The following is a 23,981-nucleotide window of genomic DNA, read 5'->3' as shown; positions in this document are numbered from 1 at the left end:
TCAGCCGCGCTCCGGCGGCACCGATGACAATTCGAACGGGCTGCTGCTGCGCCGCTGGTTGCGATCTTCCCGCGGCGTGGCACCGAAGAAATTGCGATAGGCGCTGGAGAAATGCGGCCCCGAGGAGAAGCCACAGGACAGGCCGATCTGGATGATCGACTTGCTGGTTTGCATCAACATCTGCCGGGCCTTGTTCAGGCGCAGTTCCAGGTAGTACTGGCTCGGCACACGGTTGAGGTATTGCTTGAAGATCCGCTCCAGCTGCCGACGGGACACGCACACGTGCTGGGCGATTTCGTCGGTGGTCAGCGGCTCTTCGATGTTGGCTTCCATGAGCAACACGGCTTGCGTGAGCTTCGGATGGCTGGAGCCGAGACGGTTCTGCAACGGGATACGCTGGCGCTCGCCGCCCTCGCGGATGCGCTCGACCACCAGCTCTTCGGAGACTGCACCCGCCAGCTCCGCACCATGGTCGCGGGCCAACACGGCCAGCAGCAAGTCGAGCACCGACATGCCGCCGCACGCGGTCAGACGATCGCGATCCCAGTCGAACAGGTGGCTGGTGGCGATGACCTTTGGAAAGCGCTCGGCGAAATCGTCCTGCCAGCGCCAATGCACAGCTGCGCGATAACCGTCGAGCAAACCGAGCTGCGCCAACGGGTACACACCGGCCGACAGACCGCCGATCACGCAACCGGAGCGCACCAGTTGCTTGAGCGCACTGCTGAGCGCCGGCGCCAGTGCGGTCGGTGGCTCGTCAGCGAGCAGGAACAGTTTCTGGAAGTTTTCCAGCTTGCCGGTCCATGCCTCACCCGGCAATTGCCAGGCGCTTTCCGCTGCGACTTCTGTAATGGCTTCGGCCTGCAGGAACGACAGTTCATAGACCACGTCCGGATGCACACGCTGGGCAACACGCAAGGCCTCCTCAGCCAGCGCAAGCGTCAGTGCTTTAGTGCTGGGCCAAATCAGGAAACCAATTCGATGGGCAGTCATGGTGAGCAATCCGAAGCGAAGAACAGAGATGAAGGCATGGGCCAATGCTAGCCCGTAAATGAACGCAAATCTCGAAACCCTGTAGGAGCCGGCTTGCCGGCGATGGCGGTATGCCTGTGCCAGATATGCAAACTGACCCACCGCTATCGCCGGCAAGCCGGCTCCTACAAAAGATCGGGGCTGGCCTTTAGGTTGCGAAGCATGCACTAACCCGGTGCACAACGGCAGTCCTGATTACTTCAAGCTGCCGGACAGGAATTGCTGCAGACGCTCCGATTGCGGATTGACCAGCACTTCGCGCGGGTTGCCGCTTTCTTCGACCACACCTTTGTGCAGGAACACCAGCTGGTTCGACACTTCACGGGCGAAGCCCATTTCGTGGGTCACCACGACCATGGTCCGGCCTTCCTGGGCGAGGGCCTGCATGACTTTCAACACGTCGCCCACCAGCTCCGGGTCGAGGGCCGAGGTCGGTTCGTCGAACAGCATCACCTCAGGTTCCATCGCCAGTGCACGGGCAATCGCCACGCGCTGCTGCTCGCCGCCGGACATGTGGCCAGGGTAAGCGTCTTTGCGATGGGCCACGCCGACCTTGTTCAGGTAGTGCTCGGCTTTTTCCCGAGCTTCGGCCTTGGACATGCCGAGCACATGCACCGGCGCTTCCATGATGTTTTCCAGCGCGGTCATGTGCGACCACAGGTTGAAATGCTGGAATACCATCGACAGGCGCGAACGCATGCGTTGCAGCTGTTTCGGGTCGGCGGCTTTCAACGCGCCGTCCTTGTTCGCCACCAGCTTCAACTCTTCGTTGTTGAGCAGGATCTTGCCCGCGTGCGGCTGCTCCAGCAGGTTGATGCAGCGCAGGAAGGTACTTTTGCCGGAGCCACTGGAGCCGATGATGCTGATCACATCGCCGGCTGCCGCTTTCAGGGACACGCCCTTGAGCACTTCGTGACTGCCATAGCGTTTATGCAGGTCTTGGACTTCAAGTTTGTACATGCGGTCGGTTCTCACAAAAACAGTCAGTCAGTGGTATTCAGTGCTTGCGCGGGGCCAGGTAGCCCAGCCAGCGGCGCTCGGCCATCTTGAACAGCTTCACCAGCATGAAGGTCAGGCACAGATAGAACACACCGGCCGTGATGTAGGCTTCGAACGGCAGGTAGAACTGGGCGTTGACCGTGCGCGCGGCACCAGTGATGTCGATCAGGGTCACGATGGACGCCAGACTGGTGGTCTGCAGCATCATGATCACTTCATTGCTGTACTGCGGCAGCGCCCGGCGCAGGGCCGACGGCAGCAGGATGCGCTTGTACATCTTGAAGCGCGACATGCCCATGGCCTTGGCCGCTTCGATCTCGCCGTTCGGCGTGGCCCGCAGGCTGCCGGCGATGATCTCGGCGGTGTAGGCGCTGGTGTTGATCGCGAACGCCAGGCACGCACAGAAGGTTGCGCTGGACAGCCATGGCCAGAGGAAGCTTTCACGCACCGCTTCGAACTGCGCCAGACCGTAGTAGATCAAAAACAGCTGCACCAGCATCGGTGTGCCGCGAATCACGTAGGTATAGAGCCAGGCGGACATGTTGACCACCGAGTTCTTCGAGACGCGCATCAGGCCCAGCGGCAATGCGCACAGCAAGCCGAAGAACAGCGACAGCGCGAGCAGTTTGAGGGTGGTCACCAGGCCGCCGAAGTACAGCGGCAAGGCCTCCCAAATGACGTTGTAGTCGAAGATCATAGATCAGCCGCCCTTACGCCTACCGAGTAGCGCTTCTCAAGGTGACGCAATGCCAGCAACGACACACTGGTGATCACCAGGTACATCGCCGCCACTGCGAGGAAGAAGGTGAAAGGCTCGCGGGTGGCGTCGGCCGCCTGCTTGGCCTTGAACATCATGTCCTGCAGGCCCACCACCGAAATCAGCGCGGTCGCCTTGGTCAATACCAGCCAGTTGTTGGTGAAACCCGGAATCGCCAGGCGAATCATCTGTGGCACCAACACCCGGAAGAACACCTGCAAACTGCTCATGCCGTACGCCATGCCGGCTTCGGCCTGACCTTTGGGGATCGCCATGAACGCGCCCCGGAAGGTTTCCGACAGGTACGCACCGAAGATGAAGCCCAGGGTGCCGATACCGGCGGCCAACGGATTCAGGTCGATGTACTCGTCAAAACCGAGCAGCGGTGCGACGCGGTTGAGCAGGTCCTGGCCGCCGTAGAAAATCAGCAGGATCAGCACCAGATCGGGAATACCGCGGATCACCGTGGAATACAGGTCGCCCAGCCAGGCCAGCCAGCGCACTGGCGACAGACGCAGTGCCACGCCGATCAGGCCCAGAACGATGGCCAGGGCCATGGACGACAAGGCGAGCTGAAGCGTCAGCCAAGCGCCATCGAGGATGACAGCCCCGTAGCCTTTCAACATGATTCAGGTCCTCGAAAGTTGGGATGAAAAAATGGCGCAAACCTCAGAGATCCTGCTGCTTGCGCCATTTCGGACTTGTCGCCGGAGCGTGTTACTTGCCGTAGATATCGAAGGCGAAGTATTTGTCCTGGATTTGCTTGTACTTGCCGTTCTCGCGAATGGCGGCAATGGCGGCGTTGAGCTTGTCCAGCTCAGCCTTGTCGCCCTTGCGCACCGCGATGCCTACGCCGTCACCGAAGTACTTGACGTCGGTGAACGCAGGGCCGACGAAGGCGAAACCTTTACCGGCGTCGGTTTTCAGGAAACCGTCATCCAGAAGCGTAGCGTCTGCCACGGTGCCGTCGAGGCGGCCGGCGGCCACGTCGAGGTAAATTTCGTTCTGCGAACCGTAAGGCTTGATCTCGGCACCCAGCGGGGCCAGGACTTCGCGGGCGAAACGCTCGTGGATCGAACCACGCTGCACGCCGATGTTCTTGCCCTTGAGCTCGGTCAGGCCGTCGCTGACCTGGGTGCCGGACTTCATGACCAGGCGAGCCGGGGTGTTGTAGTACTTGTTGGTGAAGTCCACGGACTTCTTGCGGTCTTCAGTGATCGACATGGACGACAGAATCGCGTCGATCTTGCGCACTTTCAGTGCCGGGATCAGGCCGTCGAACTCTTGCTCGACCCACACGCACTTGACCTTCATCTCTTCGCACAAGGCGTTGCCGATGTCGTAGTCGAAACCAACGATGCTGCCGTCCGGTGCTTTGGAAGCGAACGGAGGGTAAGCCGCTTCGATACCAATTTTCAGAGGCTTTTCATCGGCGAAGGATGGCAGCGACAGCACGGACAGTGCCAGGGCGCCAAGCAGCACGAGTTTCTTCATCTTGGGACTCCATCGGTAAAGGGCAAAAACGGCAGAGTGAGCAACAGCCCAATATGCGAATGAGTGGAACCGGAAAGCAGTGCTGCGTCCTGGGAAGCCGGTGTTTAAATTCAACACGGGCAACGACGAGCGAGTGATCGGCATTCTAACGACAGGCCCGAGGCCGATATTTCTTCAATGCGACAACTAATTACAGAAGCACCGAGAAAGTCGTTTTAGCGCGTTGACAGCCCTGCAAAATCATGCAAGAGCAAAAGACATTGAACCGATCTATGTTGCAAATTGCGGGCCTATTATTGGCAAACCCTTCTAATCCGGCAAGCGCAGCGTGGAGTCTTATTTTTTATCCGTGGTTTTTAACCCCTGCTATGGGGCTGGGCGTTTCCCAATGCCCCGCATTGGCGCGATGCGGTTACACATTCAGTAACCTGAAAGATCTCGGGTAACAGTAGGAAAATACCGACAGAGGAAACCGATATTTATTGGTAGATGTTGCTGTAGCGCATAGCAGATCGCCATCGCGGGCAAGCCCGCTCCCACAGGGATTTGCGCCGTATATACGATCTGAGCCACACCACAAAAACCTGTGGGAGCGGGCTTGCCCGCGATGAGTCCAGCCCAGCCAACACAAAAACCCAGGCACAAAAAAGCCCCACCAGGCTCAACACCTGACGGGGCTTCGATGGCTCAGAATCGACGCTTACGCGACATTCATGGTCTTGTGCGTATCAATCAAATGCTGCACCACACTCGGATCCGCCAGGGTGGAAATATCCCCCAACCCATCATATTCAGCGGTCGCAATCTTGCGCAGAATCCGCCGCATGATCTTGCCCGAACGGGTCTTCGGCAGCCCCGGCGCCCACTGGATCACATCCGGCGAGGCAATCGGCCCGATCTCCTTGCGCACCCAGTTTTTCAGTTCCAGGCGCAGCTGCTCGTTCGGCTCCTCACCGTTTTTCAGGGTGACGTAGACATAAATGCCCTGTCCCTTGATGTCGTGCGGCACACCGACCACCGCCGCCTCGGCGACTTTCGGGTGCGCGACCATCGCGCTTTCGATCTCGGCGGTGCCCATGCGGTGGCCCGAGACGTTGAGCACGTCGTCCACGCGCCCGGTGATCCAGTAGTAGCCATCGGCATCGCGACGGGCGCCGTCACCGGTGAAGTACATGCCGCGGAAGGTCTTGAAGTAGGTGTCGACGAAGCGGTCATGATCGCCATACAGCGTCCGCGCCTGGCCCGGCCACGAATCGAGAATCACCAGGTTGCCCTCGGCCTCGCCTTCGATGATGTTGCCCAGGTTGTCCACCAGGGCCGGCACCACGCCGAAGAACGGACGCGCCGCCGAGCCCGGCTTGAGGGCGTGAGCGCCCGGCAGCGGGCTCATCATGTTGCCGCCGGTTTCGGTCTGCCACCAGGTGTCGACGATCGGGCAACGGGACTTGCCGACGTTCTTGTAGTACCAGTCCCAGGCTTCCGGGTTGATCGGCTCGCCCACCGAGCCCAACAGGCGCAGGCTGCTGCCGTCAGCGCCTTCTACCGCGGCGGTGCCCGAGGCCATCATGGCGCGGATCGCGGTCGGCGCGGTGTAAAGGATGTTGACCTTGTGCTTGTCGACGATCTTCGCCACCCGGGTGATGTCCGGGTAGTTCGGCACGCCTTCGAACAGCAGGGTGGTCGCGCCGTTGGCCAGCGGGCCGTAGACGATGTAGCTGTGGCCGGTGACCCAGCCGACGTCGGCGGTGCACCAGTAGATTTCGCCCGGACGGTAGTCGAACACGCGCTCGTGGGTCATGGCGGCGTACAACAGGTAGCCGCCGGTGGTGTGCTGCACGCCTTTCGGCTTGCCGGTGGAGCCCGAGGTGTAGAGGATGAACAGCGCCTCTTCGGCGCCCATCTCTTTGGGCGCGCACACGGTGCCGGCCACTTTCATCAGGTCCTCGAACCAGATGTCGCGATGCTGGTTCCACTTGATCTGGCCACCGGTGCGCTTGCACACGATGACTTTCTGGATGCTGCTGGTTTCCGGGTTGGTCAGCGCGTCGTCGACGTTGGCCTTGAGCGGGATCTTCTTGCCGGCACGAATGCCTTCGTCGGCGGTGATCACCACCTTCGAGCGGCAGTCGATGATGCGACCGGCCAGGGCTTCCGGCGAGAAGCCGCCGAACACCACCGAGTGGATCGCGCCGATCCGGGTGCAGGCCAGCATGGCGACCACGGCTTCGGGGATCATCGGCATGTAGATCGTCACCACGTCGCCGCGGTGCACATCCTGGCCACGCAGGGCGTTGGCGAACTTGCACACTTGCTCGTGCAGCTCGCGGTAAGTGATGTTGCGGCTTTCGGCAGGGTCATCGCCCTCCCAGATGATCGCGACCTGGTCGCCGCGCTCGGCCAGATGACGGTCCAGGCAGTTGTAGGACACGTTCAGGGTGCCGTCGGCGAACCACTTGATGTCGACATGGTGATCGTCGAAGGAGGTCTGTTTCACCGTGGTGAAAGGCTTGATCCAGTCGAGGCGCTTGGCTTGCTCGCGCCAGAAGCCGTCCGGGTTGACGACCGACTGCTGGTACATGGCCTTGTAGGTCGCCTCGTCGGTCAGCGTGTTGGCCAGAACCTCGGGACGAACGGGATACAGGGAAGCCGCACTCATCTTTCTTACCTCGGTGGAATAGTTGTTTTTGTATGACCCTGTTGTAGCCGGGCCGGGCCTATAGAACCATTCGACGATGGTAGTAACAAGCCCACACAATCTGTCCTGAATAGCGGCATACCCTGCCAAATCGGGGTTTCCCTGTCGTACCCCAAACGAAGTAGATACCTCACCGCCCCCTGTAGGAGCTGGCTTGCCAGCGATGACGACCCACCTGACACACCGCGTAGCCAGGATCGCCGGCAAGCCGGCTCCTACAATGGCATTCACACATGATTCCCGGGGATTGTTACGAAAACTGTCAAAGGTGTTTATCAAAACCACGGCTATATGATCGAAACGCCCACGCCTAAAATCTGCCACGCCAACAAGGCAACCTGATTAACCAAGTTACAGCCCCCACGAAGGCAGTTAATCAAACACCCAGGTACTGAAGCTCCACACGCAATCTCAAAAGGATTGCGTGCCCCCTCTCGACCTTAGAAAGGTAAAACTCAAATGAAAGCTTTATGGGTTCTGGCCCTCGGCAGCGTGTGCGTAACCGCCATGGCAAGCGAGGCCCCGACTGATGTCGCGCAGCAACAACCGCCTATTGAGGAATACACTTACTCGATGAATCTGGACATCGCCAAAGTGATCTCGATGAGCGAAGCACCGAATGTTTGTGAAGTTGTCCCCATGAAAATGGAATACGAAGATTCCAACGGTCAACGGCATATCCTGCGTTACAGCGCGATGGGCAACGGTTGCTCCAACGGCTGACCCCAGCTTCACCCCTCCCCAATAACGTTCGACCCACCCGCCACGATCAGGCAGATGAAGCGCCGAACCTTAATGATCGATTAATTAGATTGTTTTAAGCATTTATTTGCGCTTTTTAATCGAATTAATCGGCGTAGTATCAAATTCAACCCAAGACACACAACGCCCACGAATCCGGAGCACTGACCATGAAAACCCAACTGATCCTCGCCCTGACCCTCTCCGTCCTGGCTGCCAACACCTTCGCCGCCGATGGTTACGACCGCACCGGCTCGGCCGCCTACACCACTGAAGCGGCTGTTGCTTCCGACGGTTACGACCACACCGGTTCAGCCTCTTTTGCCGCCGATGGCGCTGACCATGTAGGTGCCGGCAAACTGGCTTCCGATGGCGCTGACCACACTGGCGCCGCCCGCCTCGCCGCCGATGGCGCCGATCACGTCGGTGCAGGTCGCCTGAGCTGATCCACCCGCGTGACTTCACAGCCCGACTTCGGTCGGGCTTAGTTGTGTCTGGAGCCTGAGAAAACCCCACCGAAACACAAGATGTAGTAAAAAACATCCATTTTGGTTATTTCTTGAGCAAAAATAATCCGGGGCAAAAAATTAAGAAAAAAAATCTTCCCCCGCCAAAACCGTTCAAAGCCCTGTAAACCCTCGCTCCGACCGAAATACGGCCCCCGTCGACCGATCCGTGAGCCATTTCGCCGCACCACAGCACGCAAAACTTCCCTATAATGCGGCCTTAAACGGGCCTGCAATATCCCCTTACAGGGATGAAAAGCCAGTCTGAAGCCCCGCACAGGCGCTTGCCGCTTGCTGCGCCCATCAGTGGCTCTCGGAACCCCGTACAAAATTCTGTTTGATGCCTGCGTATAGCTGCTGCAAAAAACGATTCCTTTAGATCCAACGCGGCCAGTAAGGCCGTGTGAAAAACCAACCTATCCATTTTCACACGGGCACTCTGGCCCTCACGCAGGAGACGACACGTCATGCTGAGCTGGGACGAATTCGACAAAGAAGACACGGAAGTAGCAGTCAAGAGCGCCAACGCTGGCCACGCCACCGAAGCCAACATGGACCGTCTCGACAGCGCCGGCGGTGCCGCCGCCCTGGAAGCCCGTGCCGTGACCGCCGCTGACTCCGCCGCCGTTGCCCGCGCCAAAGCCGCCCTGGATTCGCTCGACGTCGCCGAAGGCCTCGCCGAACTCGAAGGCGCCTCCGCCCGTGTCGCCGTTGACGAAAAGCGCATGATCAACTGCCGCGCCGACCTCAACCAACTCGTGCCATTCAAGTACGACTGGGCCTGGCAGAAGTACCTGGACGGCTGCGCAAACCACTGGATGCCGCAAGAAGTCAACATGACCGCCGACATCGCCCTCTGGAAAAATCCGGAAGGCCTGACCGACGACGAGCGCCGCATCGTGATGCGCAACCTCGGCTTCTTCTCCACCGCCGACTCCCTGGTTGCCAACAACCTGGTCCTGGCCGTGTACCGCCTGATCACCAACCCGGAATGCCGCCAGTACATCCTGCGCCAGGCCTTCGAAGAGGCGATCCACACCCACGCCTACCAGTACTGCATCGAATCCCTGGCCATGGATGAAGGCGAAATCTTCAACATGTACCACGAGATCCCATCGGTCGCGAAAAAAGCCACCTGGGGCCTGAAATACACCCGCTCGATCTCCGATCCGAAGTTCGAAACCGGCACCGTCGAAACCGACAAAGAACTGCTGCGCAACCTCATCGCCTACTACTGCGTCCTGGAAGGCATCTTCTTCTACTGCGGCTTCACCCAGATCCTCTCCATGGGCCGCCGCAACAAAATGACCGGCGTCGCCGAGCAGTTCCAATACATCCTGCGCGACGAATCCATGCACCTGAACTTCGGCATCGACGTGATCAACCAGATCAAAATCGAAAACCCGCACTTGTGGGATGCTGAAATGAAGGAAGAAGCTTCGCAGATGATTCTGCAGGGCACTCAGCTGGAGATCGAATACGCGCGGGATACCATGCCTCGTGGGGTATTGGGCATGAATGCGGCGATGATGGAGGACTATCTGAAGTTCATCGCTAACCGTCGTCTGTCGCAGATCGGCCTTAAAGAAGAGTATCCAGGGACCACTAACCCGTTCCCTTGGATGAGCGAGATTATGGACTTGAAGAAAGAGAAGAATTTCTTTGAGACTCGGGTTATTGAGTATCAGACTGGTGGGGCTTTGAGCTGGGATTGATTTCTGAGTGCACAGCCTGAAGTATTGAGGCGGCCCATCGTACTTTCTGAACTTAAAGTAAGTCAGAACGAAGTCGCAGTCATTGAGACTAGCGGCTTCTGTTCGGTGTTTCTGGTGCAGAACGGCCAACCACTGAACATTTCCCACAGAAGTAGCTACGAATAGCCTAGGCGTCTGCTTTCGAGAGATTGCAAAAAGATGAGGAGGCAATAACAAGAAACCCACAGCAACCGTTGGAGCGAGTGCTGTGGGTCTTGACCGTACTAGTGAACAAAGCCCACTCGTACGGGCCGTAATCGGGGGAAACCCACAATCACGAAAGCATTTGGGAAATGCGGGGCGTGATTATGGACCACCTTTGAGCGGTGTCAATGGCTGATCGTCGGAGAATGGGTTTCGTAAGAAATTTTGTTTCCATTGTAAATCGGCAAGCTAGGCAAATTTGCCAATGCAGACATCCATATTGAGAGGATCTTGATCATGTCCAAGAAAAATCAGCATGTAGTTCCACATGGAGACGACTGGGCCGTCAAAGGCGCAGGAAACTCAAAGGCAACAAAGGTTGTGACCACGCAAGCGGAAGCTATTCAGCTCGCGCGCGAGATCGCAAAAAACCAAGGAAGCGAAATGTTCATTCACGGACAGAATGGGCAAATTAGAGAGCGCAATACCTACGGAAATGACCCGTTTCCTCCCAAGGGTTAATTGTATCGGCTCAAGGAAGAGCCAACTCTTGCTACAGAGCAAGCAGTGCTTCTCGAGCTTACTCAGAGACCTCTGCCTACGCCATCAGCATGCTGATTGGTCCAAGGCGATAACGCGCAATTTCTCCACCAGTCCCTCCAAAGTGTCGGGATCGTTCTTAAGACGGCATTCCCAAACTATCAGAACATGCCAGCCGGCAGATTCAAGAGCGTCGATATTGGCTAAATCTCTGATGACATTCTTCTGAAATTTTTCCTTCCAGAATTCATGGTGTGTTTTTGGAGTAGTTGCGTAGACGCAACCCGGATGGCGATGCCAGAAGCAACCATGGACAAAAATGCAGACTTTCAGACGAGGAAGTACAAGGTCTGGCTTTCCAGGAAGATCTTTCCTATGGATTCGGTAGCGATAACCCCGAGCATGCAGGAACCTTCTGACCAGCATTTCCGGGGTAGTATTCTTTCCGCGAATGCCGGACATCATTCTGGATCGAGTTGCTGAATCAACTACGTCCATATCAAATCTACCTAGAAAACCTCATTACCAAGCAAGGTTTAGCTACCCGTCATATCGAACTAACTTTTGAAATAATAGCCTCACCTCGATCATGAATCGAGGTGAGGCCTGGGGCTAATATCCTTGCCCCCCCCCCCGAAGACATCAGTGTTTAGGTGTGTCAGCGTATATCTTTGGTTTCCACGATGAAATCATTCAGCGTCATAAGTTTGTCACGAACCTCATCTGGGTATTTCGTATGCAATGGCTTAGGAACCACTAGCTTGACGTTCGCATCCTTCATCTCTGCAAATTGATGAGGAGAAACACCCTCTTGAAGCGTAAAAAGATGAATTCTGTCCACTCTGTTAGCCTCATTCAAAACCTGCCGCCAGCGATCCTTGCAGGTTGTCTTGACTGCCAACATGCGCAAATTCTGCTCAGGGAACGCAGGGTCATGATAATCAGCACATGAAGGGAAGATAAAGTCTGGCCGTTTGTTACCTTCAGTTCTGCACTGGGTACTAAATTCCCCAAGTCCGAATTGTCGAAAAAGATGCTCAAGATGTATCTCTAGAGATCTACCAGACCTTGATTTACGCCGGTTGCTTACCGAGTTCGCTACCTGCATGAATTCGTCAACGGAAACGAACCCCTTCTGAACTCGATGCAGAATATGAAGTTCTTCAATTTGGCGGAACAGTTTGTATTCGTTGTCACGCCGCTCGATGATGAGTTCATCAGGCGTTGTCTTGCCGAAACGAAATACCGACGGGAGATAGGCAATAATTTCTTCGCCACTTGGGAATCTATCCTGCCAGTCTCGAGGTATCGCAACATGGCTAGGTTCTTTATCTGAGCCTGCTGCGAAACCAGCGAACAGTCTGTCCCCTCTCTCAAAAAGCGAGCTGCCGGGAATCACTTCGCCGATCTTGTTCTCGACAAACTCCTCCTCCTCCAGACCCTTGCATATCCAGATATCTAGAAACTCGGAATCTCGCCCCAACTGGGGCACATGAAATGCAAAGATCGCTAATGCTCCCGTGTTCTCGGGATCTTGGGCGGGGCTGTTTCTAAAATCTGTATTCCATCTCGTCAAACGGTGCTCGTTGCGCTTACCTGATCCTTCGAAATGGCGATTGTTGTAGTAAATGCCTCTCAGCGTCTGCTCTGGAAAACCATGTGAGGTGATCTGTGCAGTCAGATTGCAGTCAGGATTCAGGCAGCAGGTGCTCGAAATGGACGGTAGCGCTGTTGCTACAACAGGTTTGGGCACATAAATACCTACCCCATTCCCCCCCGTGAGTCCTGTGTCGTTGGCAGACAGCCGCTTGATGAATATCCACCACTCATCCTGGTTCTTGTCTTCAATCCATTGGGAAAGGCTTGTCATGGGTAAGTCCGCTGAACAATTGAGGAGTCAAAAAGTAAGTATTTTCGACAGGTTCGCAGAATCGCCTTTCTGAGTGAAGCCCCAAGCGGAGGGATAATGAGATTACATAAAGGCCTGCCTCCATCGCTCAGGCCTTTACTCATCAGCTTGTTGAACGGTACGACTGATTACTCAGGAAGAGCGAATTCCAACTGTGGACGCTCCTTGTCAGCAGTTTTTTCCTTTGCTGCCAAAATGCGATCCTTCATCAACCGAGCCACTGCCTCAAAAACAGGAACTGCCACTGAGTTGCCAAACTGGCGATACGCTTGGGTATCGGACACAGGAATCACAAATTTGCTTTCCCCCGGCTTGTCAAAACCCATCAGGCGTGAGCACTCATGCGGAGTCAATCGACGCGGGCGATTGAGTTGATTCAACTCACTGTTAAAGTCCAACGTATCCACAAACCCGCGGTCGACCAGGATTTCCGAACCATCCTTGTGATATCTCGCCGAGAGCGTACGAGCAACATCGTTTGGACGAGTTAAGCCAAAGCCAAAACCATTGCCCTTCTCGCGATGCTTTTCGGCATACCGGTAGAGGTAGTCCCAAAGCTTTGGAGTAAGGATGTACTTCTCGTCCACGTTTTTATCGAGCAGATCACCAAAACTAGGTCGCTGCTTCGGTATGAGCTTACTGATGTCGCTCAGCGTGAACCCTTGGTGAACATTCAAGTCACGACGGAACCCGACCAGCACGATTCGCTCGCGATGTTGTGGCACGAAGTGCCTGGCATCGATGACCTTGGGATCTGCCCCCTTCGGCGCATTTACATCTGCAACTTCGTAACCCAGTTCATCCAGCGCTTCACAAATGATCCGGAACGTATTGCCCTTGTCATGGCTTTTCAGGTTTTTCACGTTTTCGAGCAAAAATGCGGCCGGACGCTTCGCGGCGATAATTCGGGCAACGTCGAAAAACAGAGTGCCTTGGGTCTCACATTCGAAACCGTGCTTGCGCCCCAATGAATTTTTCTTCGAAACACCTGCAAGCGAGAATGGCTGACATGGGAAGCCTGCCAGCAGGACATCGTGATCAGGGATTTCGCGATCAATGTTCTTGTAGGCTTCCTCGTCGCTGACTTCGGGCTTGTCTGAAAGCGTGACCGAACGGATATCCAGATTGAAACGATGACGAGCCGGATCGCAGAAGTGGTTTGCTTTGTAGGTTTTGACTGCGTATTTGTTCCATTCGGACGTGAACAGACACTCGCCGCCGATCGCTTCAAACCCTTTTCTGATACCGCCGATACCGGCAAAAAGATCGATAAAGGTAAAGGACGGTTTGTGGTTCAAGCGCTTGGGCAACAAATCCTCAAGACGAGTGAACTCAATGTGGGAGAGCTTCGGTGAGGCCTTCCCCTTGATCCAGCGATTGATGGTTTCACGACACCAGTGACTCGGGCTTACATCGTTGAGAATTTCGGCTAACTGCCCTTGATCGTAGATCTCGAGCAGCTTATGCAGCAGAGCAAGGTCAGTAACAGGATGAGTATCAGGCTCATGGGAACCCGAGGTCGTTTCGCTCAAGGATTCAAAAGATGGTGTTTCAAAAAGATTCATGAGCTGGAATTCCCTCTGGGTCAAAGCTGTGACGAATGGTCACCATTCTAGCCCCGTAAACTTCAAAGTAAATGAAATTTCCTGGATTCCGTGAGATGAGTCGTGACGACACGGATTGGAGGAATGGCGAAGATCAACGGCAAACATATACTGGATATAAACACAGCATAATTTACTCTGCGACATTGTCCAGATTTCGTTTCGCCTCATAAGCTGTAGGAAAAGTCGCTGGTTGACGGCTATCCATGATCCCCCCTACCCTCAGCTCCGAGCCTAAGAAACTCTAAAAACCAGAGCGGTCCTCCGCACCCGACAGTCATGCGGCTTTTTTTCGTCTGCGGTTTCTCTACGCCTGCGAGAAAATCCCCGTTATGTCGGGAGTGGGCGAATACAAGACCCGAAAGGGGAATATGTCCGGCCCGTCTCTGGTGGGTTTCTTAGCTCCCGACACCCTTAACGAATGCCCTAAGAAAGCAGCCAGAGGTAAAGGAAATGCCTGACTATCCGACCTACACGATGAAGGTGAATCGCCGTACCCACAGATCCGACCACGCGCTTCCGCTCCAGGAGGCCCGCCATGCCTGAATCACTCGAACCCACCCTTTTCACTCGTCACAACGTCCACCTGCATGCCCTTCTTTTGGAGAACCAAGCGTGGTTCTGCGCGCATGATCTAGGGCGGCTGATGGGCAAACACCTTGATGAGCGCGTGACGCGCAAACTCGATGCGGACCAGAGGCAAATGATGCTCGTTGACCTCTATGGCGCCGCTAAAGAGCGTTTGATGGTGAGCGAGTCAGGTGTGTATGCGCTGTTGATTTATCACTACTGCCCTGAATATCGATTGCTGCGTGAGTGGCTGACTCATCAGGTTGTGCCCGCGCTTCGTGATGCACGGCCATCACGAACGGTCGAGCGTCCAATGCTGAGCGTGCTGGATTGGCCGAAGATGTCGCTCTGCATGCTGCATTGGCAGGATGAGCCGTGGATTCGACTGCGAGATATGCCGTGTGTGTTGGCGGAGAATCCTTTCAACCAGCATGAATCCTGGTGGCGTAAGGCTTCACGGTTGATGCGCGGATTCTGAATGCTCAAATTCATCAAACGATCCGCTCCTTGAGTTTTCAAGCAGCGGATTTTTCTGTGCTAATCAGCGAATCCCAAATCGCTACTTCAAAACCTCCACATAACTCGACTCCCCACCACCCTCCGCACCCGACAACCAATCCCATACACACCAGCGTCGGTCCGCCCTGCTTCATCAACTCCCACCGTGCCACGCGACCAGCCGGCCAGAATCTCACCCTCGTTGGTGATGCAGTGAAAAAGCAGCTCGATGGTATCGGGGCCGGTCACGCGGCCTACTTGGAGGCCCGTGCGGATTCGGCCGCCTTGGTAAGTGCTTGAAATTGCGTTGCCTTCGACCTTGTAGTGAAAGACGCTGCCTACACAGGAGAGTCCATGGGTGTTGCCGGCTACGGTGAAGCGGCGGTTGTTCAGGCGTTCGATGATTTGGGAGTGGGTTTTTGCATGGGGGGCAGTTCCATTATTTGAAATGTTCCATTCTGGTCTCCAATGACTGCGTGTGACTAATGAAGCATCTGTCACCCATAAGGCTCGCGTCAGCATGGGATATTGCGTTGTTTTTTTGGGAATCGCGAGCAGGCTCGTCCCCACACATATAGACGTCTGCGAACAGCGAAAAAGGCAATTTGCTACTATAGTAGTGTGATTTTAAGTGGCAGATGCCACATTCGAGGGCTATCGACAACCACCGAATTTCAGATCCGCTTGGGCTGGTCGAAGACAAAAAATCTTTAAGCAGGGGCTTTTCCCCAGCGTCTTGTGGCGAATTGAGTGGGGGATATATGAGGCATGAAAATAATCCTCCTGACGCGTCTGCGCTGATGACGTCGGCGCGTAGCTTTGGGAGTTACGACCTGTCGAGTGCTCTCGCCGATCTTCTCGACAATAGCATCAAGGCGAGAGCCTACAGCATCGATATCAAATGCATCCGGAAGGATGATGGGCCCGAGGTCAGGATTCTGGACGATGGATCCGGAATGACGGCGGTCGAACTTCATCGGGCGATGAGACCCGCCAGCACCAATCCCAATGAGGAACGGGCTCCTGATGACCTCGGCCGTTTCGGGTGGGGCATGAAGTCGGCATCACTTTCACAATGCCGACACTTGACCGTCGTCACGAGACAGAATGGTGTTCTGTCCGGGGCGTCCTGGAATCTGGATGATATCGCCGACTGGAAGATGGGAATTTTTGAGTCCGATGAGATTGAAGCTCTGGCCGATCAGCGGCTGCTTGAGCGCGACGGGACGGAGATCATCTGGCGCGTGTGCGATCGCCTGTCCGAATATGGTCAAGTTGGCGGCAAGGGTTTCAACGATCTAGTCGCGCACGCCCAAAAGCAGCTGTCGCTCATCTTCCATCGATATTTGGGAGGCGAGGAAGGCCTTCGGAAACTCAGAATCAGTTTCAATGGTAGCGCGCTGAAGCCAACAGATCCTTTCCTGCGCCACCATGATGCGACGCAGGCCCAGCCGAAGGAAACGCTTATCCTCGGTGGCCAGCCAATTGAGGTGCAGGCCTTCATCCTACCGCACTATTCGAAGATAACTGCGGGCGAGCACGATCAGCTCAGCGGTGAAGAAGGTTTCGTTCGCAATCAAGGTTTCTATGTCTATCGGCAGCACCGGCTCATCATACACGGAACCTGGTTTCGACTTGTGAGGCACGGCGAGTTGTCGCAACTTGTCCGGATCGCCGTCAACATCCCCAATTCCCTCGATGAGATATGGAAGATCACGCTCGACAAGGCAGACGCACAGCTTCCCTCAGGGCTCAAGAGCCGTTTGAAAGACATCGTCGGCGGACTCAAGAGCAAATCGGGAAAGGTATTTCAGTCCCGCGGCGGGCGAATCCGCGAAGGAGCTGGAAAAACATCGGTCTGGGCGAAATACGTGCGAAACGGTGAGGTTCGCTATTATGTCAACCGCGAGCACCCGCTGATCGCCGGTATGCTAGAGGACGAGGATAGAGACAGAGCCAAAACCTTTGCGGTAGCGCTAGGAATCATCGAGGACTGCTTCCCAATTATAAGCATTGGCGAGGATTATTCGTCTCGTCCGGAAATGATGAGTCAGGGCGTACTAGACAGGGACAGGTTTCTCGACAAGCTCGACACAGCCCTCCCCTCACTGCTGCTCCACTCAGGCGGCGACATGAAAGCGCTGCGTGAACTCCTTGCATCAACTGAACCGTGGGCTAGTCAAGCAGACATCGTCGTAAAACACATCAAGGACAAAGGGTGGTGGTAAATGTTTGATAGTGAACTTGCGTATTTCCGCTCGATAATCAATCAGCAATATGGCGAGGACATAGCCCTAGGACAGGGCTTACCCGAAGGTGCGATCACTTCAATCGTTCGAGACGGTCCGTTTCAGCACCTTGGTGAACCAGCCATCAATACGATTATCCGTGAACTGGAAGCGAGCTTTACGGTTACCCAGAAGCGGGGGGCGGTTATTACAAACGGCCACCGGCCATGGCTCACAACAATGCGGCCGGGGCTTGATTTCTATTACTGGAACCGCCTCCGTAAATACTATCTCGAGTCGGGTATTCTCCCGTCGCACGTGCTTGCTACCCTCGACTCCGACACGGATGAAATTCTAGACCGATGCGGCAATCCGAAAGACGATTCCTACGGCGCAGTTCGCGGCATGGTCATGGGAAATGTCCAGTCGGGCAAGACCACCAACTACTCTGCTCTAATCTGCAAGGCAGCCGACGCGGGCTACCGTGTCATTGTCCTGCTCGCCGGGATAACCAACTCACTGCGTGCCCAGACGCAGGAACGAATTGACGAGACATTCATTGGCAAGGTCTCAATGTTTGGCGCAGCTGCACAGCAATCGCTGCCGATCCAGAATTATGCAGCGACGCGGCGAATCCCCTCCTATGGTACAACTCGGGTAGCCGATTTCTCGAGCGGTACGGATGGAATCTATTTCGGCCTGTCAGGCCATCAAGAGCCGATGATCTTCATTACCAAAAAAAACAAGTCCATCCTTGAACGTCTCGCACACTGGATCGAGAAGCAGGGAGAGACCGGCGGTTATGACCTGCCACTTCTGCTGATCGACGACGAAGCCGACAATGCGTCGATCAACACAGCCAGTGACCCCAAGCGCACTACCGCCATCAACGGCGTCATTCGGCAGATTCTGTCGCGTTTTCCGCGCTCCGCATATATCGGCTATACCGCTACACCGTTCGCCAACATCTTCATCGACCCGGAAACGACGGAAGAAATGGCGACGGACGACCTTTTTCCCGGAAACTTTATCAAGGCGCTTGATCCGCCTACCAATTATGCAGGTTCACATCGGATTTTCCGCGAGGGCGGTGACTTACGCCCGAGCATGGTCAAGGTCATCAATGACTATCGAACGCTGCTGCCGCTGGGGCACAAAAGCGGAGACAATGTTGCCGACATCCCGGAAAGTCTGCGCCACGCCATCCGCGTATTCTGCATAACGAGGGCCATAAGAGCACGCCAGGATAAGGGTAAAACCCACTGTTCAATGATGATCAACGTTAGCCGATTCAATGCCATCCAGGACAAGATTCTCGGACTCGTTTACGAATATCTTACGGAGATCAAAGACGCGGTCTCAGTCCATGCATCGCTACCGCTCGATGAAATCAGCGATGACATCATGGATGATCTCGAAAACAGTTTCACGGTCGAGTTCGGCAACACTGGGCTCAACTGGCACGATCTGCTTGGAGTCCTCAATGAAGGTGTCCAGTCCATCGAAGTCCGCACCGTCAATATGCGGGGTGGCAAGCTCGATTACTCACTGCACAAATCAGAAGGTCTTCACGTCATCGCCATCGGCGGACTGGCGCTTTCACGCGGCCTAACACTTGAAGGTCTAACGGTCTCCTATCTCCTGCGGAACGCTACTGCGAGCGACACCCTTATGCAGATGGCGCGCTGGTTCGGCTACCGACCGGGCTATGAGGAATATTGCCGCCTCTATCTGCCGCAGGTGTCCTTTGACCATTACGAATTTGTAGACGAGGCGACCGAAGAATTGAGAAGCGAGATCAAGCGTATGCAGGCCGCAGGCCGCACGCCGCGCGATTTCGGCCTGAAAGTCCGGCAGAGCCCGCTCGCCATCCGGGTAACTGCGGCAAACAAGATGCGGACGGCCGAGAAGCTCAAAATTGCTCAGGACTATTCCGCGCGTCACATCGAGGGTTTCGCTCTTCTAAATGATCTCGTCATCGGAAAGGCCCATCGCAATGCGGTCGAACAATTTCTCATCGCACTAGGAAGCCCCGCTGAAACTAACAAGGGCTACATTCGCTGGGCCGCAGACGGTCGCGACGTTCTCAGTCTCATGCGCAAATTCCAGTTCGTGGATCATCCCGATCTCTCGGTGATTTCCGACACATCCCTTCTCGGGGACTATGTTCAGGACCGCGTCACGGATGAACTCGAAAAATGGGATGTGGTACTTCCGATGCGCCAGACGGGCGACTCTATTCCATTTGCTGGTCAGAAGGTCAATCTGAGGTCTCGGGATCAAGGAACAGTTCAGAAGGGTACTTATCGAGTATATGGCAGCAAGAACCGCGTCGCCGATCCCGGGGACGCGCAGATCGGCCTATCCGACACACAAAAGGCGGCGGCGGATGCTGCCTACCGGGCTGAAACTTACAAGAAGGAACGCGCCGCCTGCTCTGTGCGCAAACAGCCGATGATGTTGGTGCATGTTTTCAGCGCGAAGCTGCGCGCCGATCGAGACGAGTGTGATGACGATCTCAAACTTGACGGTCCTATCGTCACGCTTTCCTTCTGCATGCCCGAGACCGGTAAACCCGCCAAAGAGAGAACCTACCAAGTGAATGCTGTCTATCGGCAGCAACTTGAGCACTTTGTCGCAGAAGAAGACGATGACTCCGAAGCGATGATGGAGGCTCAGGATGCTGAGTGAATGGAAAGCGATCGTCCCGCCAACTGACCCAGGTTTCTACAACATTCGACTTGCTGACAGTGGCCATCCGCTCGATTTCAGGATCGGCCGCGACTTTCACGGACGTTTTGTCTTTCAGCTCGATGTCGAGTGCGCGGAGCCTGGGATGCTTGATCTGCCGAAAATGTCGACAGTGACCTGCGAAGTCCATCCGGTGGCCTCTGGGCGTTCAAGATTAATGCTGAGCCTGAGTGATGCTGCCAATTTCCAAAACTTCGCCCTTATGTGCAAGAGCCTCATGCTCGCGACCGACAAGCTAGCACCGACACAGTCCGGAAAGGGGCTGCTGCAAGCCATCAAGGAAGTCCACCGTTGGCAGGAGATGCTGCGCCATAGGGCCGACCGCCTATTGTCAAAAGGTGAGCGAATTGGCCTGGTCGGCGAACTGTTGTTTCTGCGAGATGTTCTTGGTGACCGCATCGGCTGGAATACCGCCATCAAATGCTGGAATGGCCCTGGCGGTCATGAGCAGGATTTCGTGGTCGCCAGCACCATCATTGAGGTCAAGACGCAGGTGGTGACTGCCGACCGGCGAATCCGGATTTCTTCCGAAGATCAACTCGATCCGGTTCAGGGACGCATCTTGCTCTGCAATCAGGGCATCGCCCCGCTGCCATCCGCCAACCCAGCGGCTCGGACTCTCAATGCTCTTGTTTCAGAGATTCGAGACGCTGTTGCCGTGGCTGGTGCAGGCGCATTGGAACTCCTTGAGATCGCTCTACTGGAAGCGGGATATCAGGAGCGGCCGGAATATAACGAGGAAAGCTGGGTTCTCGTTGACCGCATTTTCTATGAGGTCTCCAGTGAATTTCCACGTATCGAGCGCGGTGATCTCCGCCCGGGCGTAGAGATGGTTAACTACAGCATTCGCGTGAGCGACTGCGCTCCCTTCATCATCAGCCAGGATGATGCCTTCGAGGGAATCGAAGTATGAGCGAGTTGCAGGAAGTATTCGAAGTGCTACGAGAGGATATTCTTCTAGAAGCGGAGGCACGGGGTATCTTCCAGCAAGAGGCTTTTTTCGAGCTCTATGCCGCAGCGGCGTCAGACAACGGTGACACCATCGACTTGGAGTACACCCACAGTCACAAGGAAGGTGGACGGCGGCCATACCGAATCGACGGCTACGGGCTTGATACCGATCGCGGAACGCTTTATCTCGCCGTCTGCGATTACCGGGACGGAACGGAACTGGAATCTCTACAAAATGACCGCCTAACCTCAGCGTTCAAGCAAGCCACCGCCTTCTTCGAGAATGCCTGTTCATCGGTGTTCATCAATTCAATTGAAGAAACAAGCCCAGCGTTTGCCGCGGCCTATCCCATCTATTCAGCACGTGATCTCATCAAGAGAGTTCGCATAATCCTTTTTTCCAACGCCCGTCTGGCGACCAAACGGCCGCCGCAGCTAGACGAGCAAGTAGGCGGACTGCCTATTGTTTATAGCGTGCTTGACGCGATTCGCTATTTCGAAATCCAGAAAAGCTTTCGAATTCCAGAGTCTATCGAAGTCAATATCGCAGACATTGCCGGAGCGCCTGTTGCCTGCCTCAAGGCATCGACAAACACCGAGGAACATCAATCCTACCTTCTTGCCATTCCAGGCCCAGTGCTTGCTGAAATCTACGGTCTATACGGAGCGCGACTGCTCGAACAGAACGTCCGGACCTATCTCCAGGCTAAGACGAAGGTGAACAAAGGTATTCTTGAAACGATCAAGAAGACGCCGGAGATGTTCTTTGCTTACAACAACGGCCTAACCGCGACCGCATCGGCGGTTAAGCTCGAGACACTCGAAGACGGGCAGCTAGGAATCGCAGCTATTCATAACCTTCAGATCGTGAATGGCGGCCAGACGACGGCGTCTATCCTATACGCAAAGGATGTCGCAAATTCACCGCTCGAGCGTGTCCACGTGCAAATGAAACTCTCAGTAGTTCCACCTGCCCATATCGATCAGGTAGTACCAAAAATTTCGCGGTACGCCAACACTCAGAATCGTATATCAGAGGCAGACTTCTTCTCGAGCCATCCGTTCCATCTGCAAATGGAGCGTTACTCCCGGATAATGACCGCACCGCCTCAGAACGGCGCGATGACGGGCGACAAATGGTTCTATGAGCGCGCGCGCGGGCAGTACCGTGACGGCATGGCGTACGCCTCCGTGGCAGGAAAGAGAAAATATCAGCTGGAGTATCCGAGGGATAAACTTATCGAAAAGACCGATCTTGCGAAATATGTCCTGAGCTTTGAAATGAAGCCTTACATTGTATCCAGAGGAGCGCAAAAAGCGTTCATGGCCTTCGCTGATCAAACCGCGAAGGCATGGAAGTCTGCACCTACCCAATTTAACGAAGTTTGGTATAGAAATGCTTGCGCGATGGGGTTGATATTCCGCTGGACCGACAAGCATGTTGCTGGCTCCGACTGGTACAAAGATGACCGCGGCTATAAATCCCAGACAGTTGCCTACACACTTTCTTGGATCACCGAGGAGATCTATCGCCAAGGGAAGGCAAGCCTAAACTGGGGGCAAATCTGGAATACTCAATCCGTCCCAGACGAGCTTCAAGAGCTAATCGCCTCTCTTGCCCCACAGGTTGCTGCCGCTTTCAGAAGTACTTCTGCAAATGTTCGGAACGTCGGTGAGTACTGCAAAATGGAACTTTGCTGGCAAAATATCAAGGCTGCAGAGTTTAACGTTCCAGCCGTACCTGATCATCTGGTGCTCGACGCAAACGAGATGACGCAAGAGAAAAAGGAAGCCAAGTCGTCTGCAAGGATCGATCGTGAAATCGACTTCGACGTGCTCCTTCACATGCTAGTGCCCAAGGCCGAAATTATCCGTCGGACTGCAGAGCAGCGTAGATTTCTGTCGCCAAAGGCCGACAGGGCCCTTCAGAAGCTCGGATCAGGAAACATCAACTTGGCGAGGCCGGATAAGAATGCAGTTAAGCTGCTTGTGAAGCGAATGGCGGAGGAAGGAATGCCAGTCGAAGATATGTAGGACAGCCAAAGCTAAAGTATCCTGCCGAGCAGGAGGCAATCCGACCTTCAAGATGAAGATGAATCGCCGTATCCACAGATCCAGCCACGCGCTTCCGCTCCAGGGGGCCCGCCATGCCTGAATCACTCAAACCCACCCAGTTCACTCGTCACAACGTTCACTTGCATGCCCTTCTTTTGGAGAACCAGGCTTGGTTCTGTGCGCATGATCTCGGGCGACTTATGGGCAAACATCTTGATGAGCGCGTGACGCGCAAGCTCGATGCGGACCAGAGGCAATTGATGCTCATCAACCTCTATGGCGCCGCTAAAGAGCGTTTGATGGTGAGCGAGTCAGGTGTGTATGCGCTGTTGATTTATCACTACTGCCCTGAGAATCGATTGCTGCGAGAGTGGCTGACTCATCAGGTGGTGCCTGCGCTGCGTGATGCGCGGCCTTCGCGAACGGTGGAGCGCCCGACGTTGAGTTTGCTTGATTGGCCGAAGATGTCGCTCTGCATGTTGCATTGGCAGGATGAGCCGTGGATTCGGTTACGGGATATGCCGTGTGTTCTGGCGGATGATCCATTCAATCGGCGTGAATCGTGGTGGCGGAAGGCTTCACGAGTGATTCGTGGGTACTGATTTTTCGCTCATATAGAAAATTGGCTGCCTGAGTTTTAGATAGCCAAATTCTTATCGCTGGCAGTCGTCAATCCGCAGAGGTTGGCATGTCTGATGCTCCCAAGTTGCAGCATTTGGGGCCGCTTCGCAGCCCAACGGGGGCAAGCCCCCT

The 23,981-nt window shown here is 55.2% G+C and carries 19 protein-coding genes and 1 pseudogene; 10 read left to right on the top strand and 10 right to left on the bottom strand.

The window, feature by feature from the left end; genetic code table 11:
- From argR to acs, 6 genes are all read right to left on the bottom strand, one after another.
- On the bottom strand, positions 1-993 hold the full coding sequence (gene argR, locus AB7M25_RS07320; protein WP_429516592.1) for a transcriptional regulator ArgR: 993 nt from the start codon (positions 991-993) through the stop codon (positions 1-3).
- 234 nt (positions 994-1,227) lie between these two features.
- Complete coding sequence (locus tag AB7M25_RS07315) at positions 1,228-1,992, bottom strand: ABC transporter ATP-binding protein (RefSeq protein WP_046042317.1); 765 nt, start codon at positions 1,990-1,992, stop codon at positions 1,228-1,230.
- A gap of 37 nt (positions 1,993-2,029) precedes the next feature.
- The gene (locus tag AB7M25_RS07310) at positions 2,030-2,728 is read right to left on the bottom strand and encodes an ABC transporter permease (protein WP_008004231.1); all 699 of its coding nucleotides are present in this window, start codon (positions 2,726-2,728) and stop codon (positions 2,030-2,032) included.
- Positions 2,725-3,414: an ABC transporter permease gene (locus AB7M25_RS07305; protein WP_007971008.1), complete on the bottom strand. Its 690-nt coding sequence runs from the start codon at positions 3,412-3,414 to the stop codon at positions 2,725-2,727. Before AB7M25_RS07305 ends, AB7M25_RS07310 begins: the two co-directional genes overlap by 4 nt.
- Before the next feature lie 91 nt (positions 3,415-3,505).
- Positions 3,506-4,282: an ABC transporter substrate-binding protein gene (locus tag AB7M25_RS07300; protein WP_429386289.1), complete on the bottom strand. Its 777-nt coding sequence runs from the start codon at positions 4,280-4,282 to the stop codon at positions 3,506-3,508.
- Between the two features lie 700 nt (positions 4,283-4,982).
- Positions 4,983-6,938: an acetate--CoA ligase gene (gene acs, locus AB7M25_RS07295; protein WP_454237125.1), complete on the bottom strand. Its 1,956-nt coding sequence runs from the start codon at positions 6,936-6,938 to the stop codon at positions 4,983-4,985.
- 498 nt (positions 6,939-7,436) lie between these two features.
- On the opposite strand from acs, the gene AB7M25_RS07290 reads away from it, so the two are divergent.
- The 4 genes from AB7M25_RS07290 to AB7M25_RS07275 all read left to right on the top strand — a co-directional run bounded on the left by AB7M25_RS07290 (position 7,437) and on the right by AB7M25_RS07275 (position 10,644).
- Positions 7,437-7,700, top strand: coding sequence for a DUF2790 domain-containing protein (locus AB7M25_RS07290; protein WP_429516588.1), 264 nt, complete (start codon positions 7,437-7,439; stop codon positions 7,698-7,700).
- A gap of 188 nt (positions 7,701-7,888) precedes the next feature.
- Positions 7,889-8,164: a hypothetical protein gene (locus AB7M25_RS07285; RefSeq protein ID WP_008049543.1), complete on the top strand. Its 276-nt coding sequence runs from the start codon at positions 7,889-7,891 to the stop codon at positions 8,162-8,164.
- 527 nt (positions 8,165-8,691) lie between these two features.
- Positions 8,692-9,939, top strand: coding sequence for a ribonucleotide-diphosphate reductase subunit beta (locus AB7M25_RS07280; RefSeq protein WP_007978181.1), 1,248 nt, complete (start codon positions 8,692-8,694; stop codon positions 9,937-9,939).
- A gap of 480 nt (positions 9,940-10,419) precedes the next feature.
- Positions 10,420-10,644 (top strand): DUF2188 domain-containing protein, encoded by a 225-nt coding sequence (locus tag AB7M25_RS07275; protein ID WP_454237124.1) that lies wholly within the window; start codon positions 10,420-10,422, stop codon positions 10,642-10,644.
- A gap of 84 nt (positions 10,645-10,728) precedes the next feature.
- Here the strand turns inward: AB7M25_RS07275 and AB7M25_RS07270 are convergent, their stop codons facing one another.
- From AB7M25_RS07270 to dcm, 3 genes are all read right to left on the bottom strand, one after another.
- Positions 10,729-11,160, bottom strand: coding sequence for a very short patch repair endonuclease (locus AB7M25_RS07270; RefSeq protein ID WP_454237123.1), 432 nt, complete (start codon positions 11,158-11,160; stop codon positions 10,729-10,731).
- A 160-nt stretch (positions 11,161-11,320) separates the two neighbouring features.
- A complete protein-coding gene (locus tag AB7M25_RS07265; protein ID WP_454237122.1) occupies positions 11,321-12,532 on the bottom strand; it encodes a type II restriction endonuclease in 1,212 nt (403 codons plus the stop codon).
- Between the two features lie 167 nt (positions 12,533-12,699).
- On the bottom strand, positions 12,700-14,136 hold the full coding sequence (gene dcm / locus AB7M25_RS07260) for a DNA (cytosine-5-)-methyltransferase (protein WP_454237121.1): 1,437 nt from the start codon (positions 14,134-14,136) through the stop codon (positions 12,700-12,702).
- Positions 14,137-14,713: 577 nt separating this feature from the next.
- Between dcm and AB7M25_RS07255 the strand changes: the two genes are divergently transcribed.
- Positions 14,714-15,223 carry a BRO-N domain-containing protein gene (locus AB7M25_RS07255; protein WP_454237120.1) on the top strand — a complete coding sequence of 170 codons (510 nt, stop codon included), beginning with the start codon at positions 14,714-14,716 and terminating at the stop codon, positions 15,221-15,223.
- 81 nt (positions 15,224-15,304) lie between these two features.
- Here AB7M25_RS07255 and AB7M25_RS07250 read toward each other — a convergent pair.
- Positions 15,305-15,693, bottom strand: a pseudogene (locus AB7M25_RS07250) (hypothetical protein).
- A 311-nt stretch (positions 15,694-16,004) separates the two neighbouring features.
- Between AB7M25_RS07250 and AB7M25_RS07245 the strand changes: the two are divergent.
- The 5 genes from AB7M25_RS07245 (at position 16,005) to AB7M25_RS07225 (ending at position 23,830) form a co-directional block, all read left to right on the top strand.
- Positions 16,005-17,471: an ATP-binding protein gene (locus tag AB7M25_RS07245; protein WP_454237119.1), complete on the top strand. Its 1,467-nt coding sequence runs from the start codon at positions 16,005-16,007 to the stop codon at positions 17,469-17,471.
- Complete coding sequence (locus AB7M25_RS07240) at positions 17,472-20,162, top strand: Z1 domain-containing protein (RefSeq protein WP_454237118.1); 2,691 nt, start codon at positions 17,472-17,474, stop codon at positions 20,160-20,162.
- Positions 20,152-21,135, top strand: a complete 984-nt coding sequence (locus AB7M25_RS07235) for a PD-(D/E)XK motif protein (RefSeq protein ID WP_454237117.1) — start codon at positions 20,152-20,154, stop codon at positions 21,133-21,135. The genes AB7M25_RS07240 and AB7M25_RS07235 overlap by 11 nt, the downstream gene beginning before the upstream one ends.
- The gene (locus AB7M25_RS07230; protein WP_454237116.1) at positions 21,132-23,207 is read left to right on the top strand and encodes an AIPR family protein; all 2,076 of its coding nucleotides are present in this window, start codon (positions 21,132-21,134) and stop codon (positions 23,205-23,207) included. The genes AB7M25_RS07235 and AB7M25_RS07230 overlap by 4 nt, the downstream gene beginning before the upstream one ends.
- Before the next feature lie 113 nt (positions 23,208-23,320).
- Positions 23,321-23,830 (top strand): BRO-N domain-containing protein, encoded by a 510-nt coding sequence (locus AB7M25_RS07225; protein WP_454237115.1) that lies wholly within the window; start codon positions 23,321-23,323, stop codon positions 23,828-23,830.
- Positions 23,831-23,981: the final 151 nt, after the last annotated feature.

It is taken from the genome of Pseudomonas sp. AP3_22 TE3818, from assembly GCF_053628995.1.
This window is presented reverse-complemented; position numbering and strand designations above follow the sequence as displayed.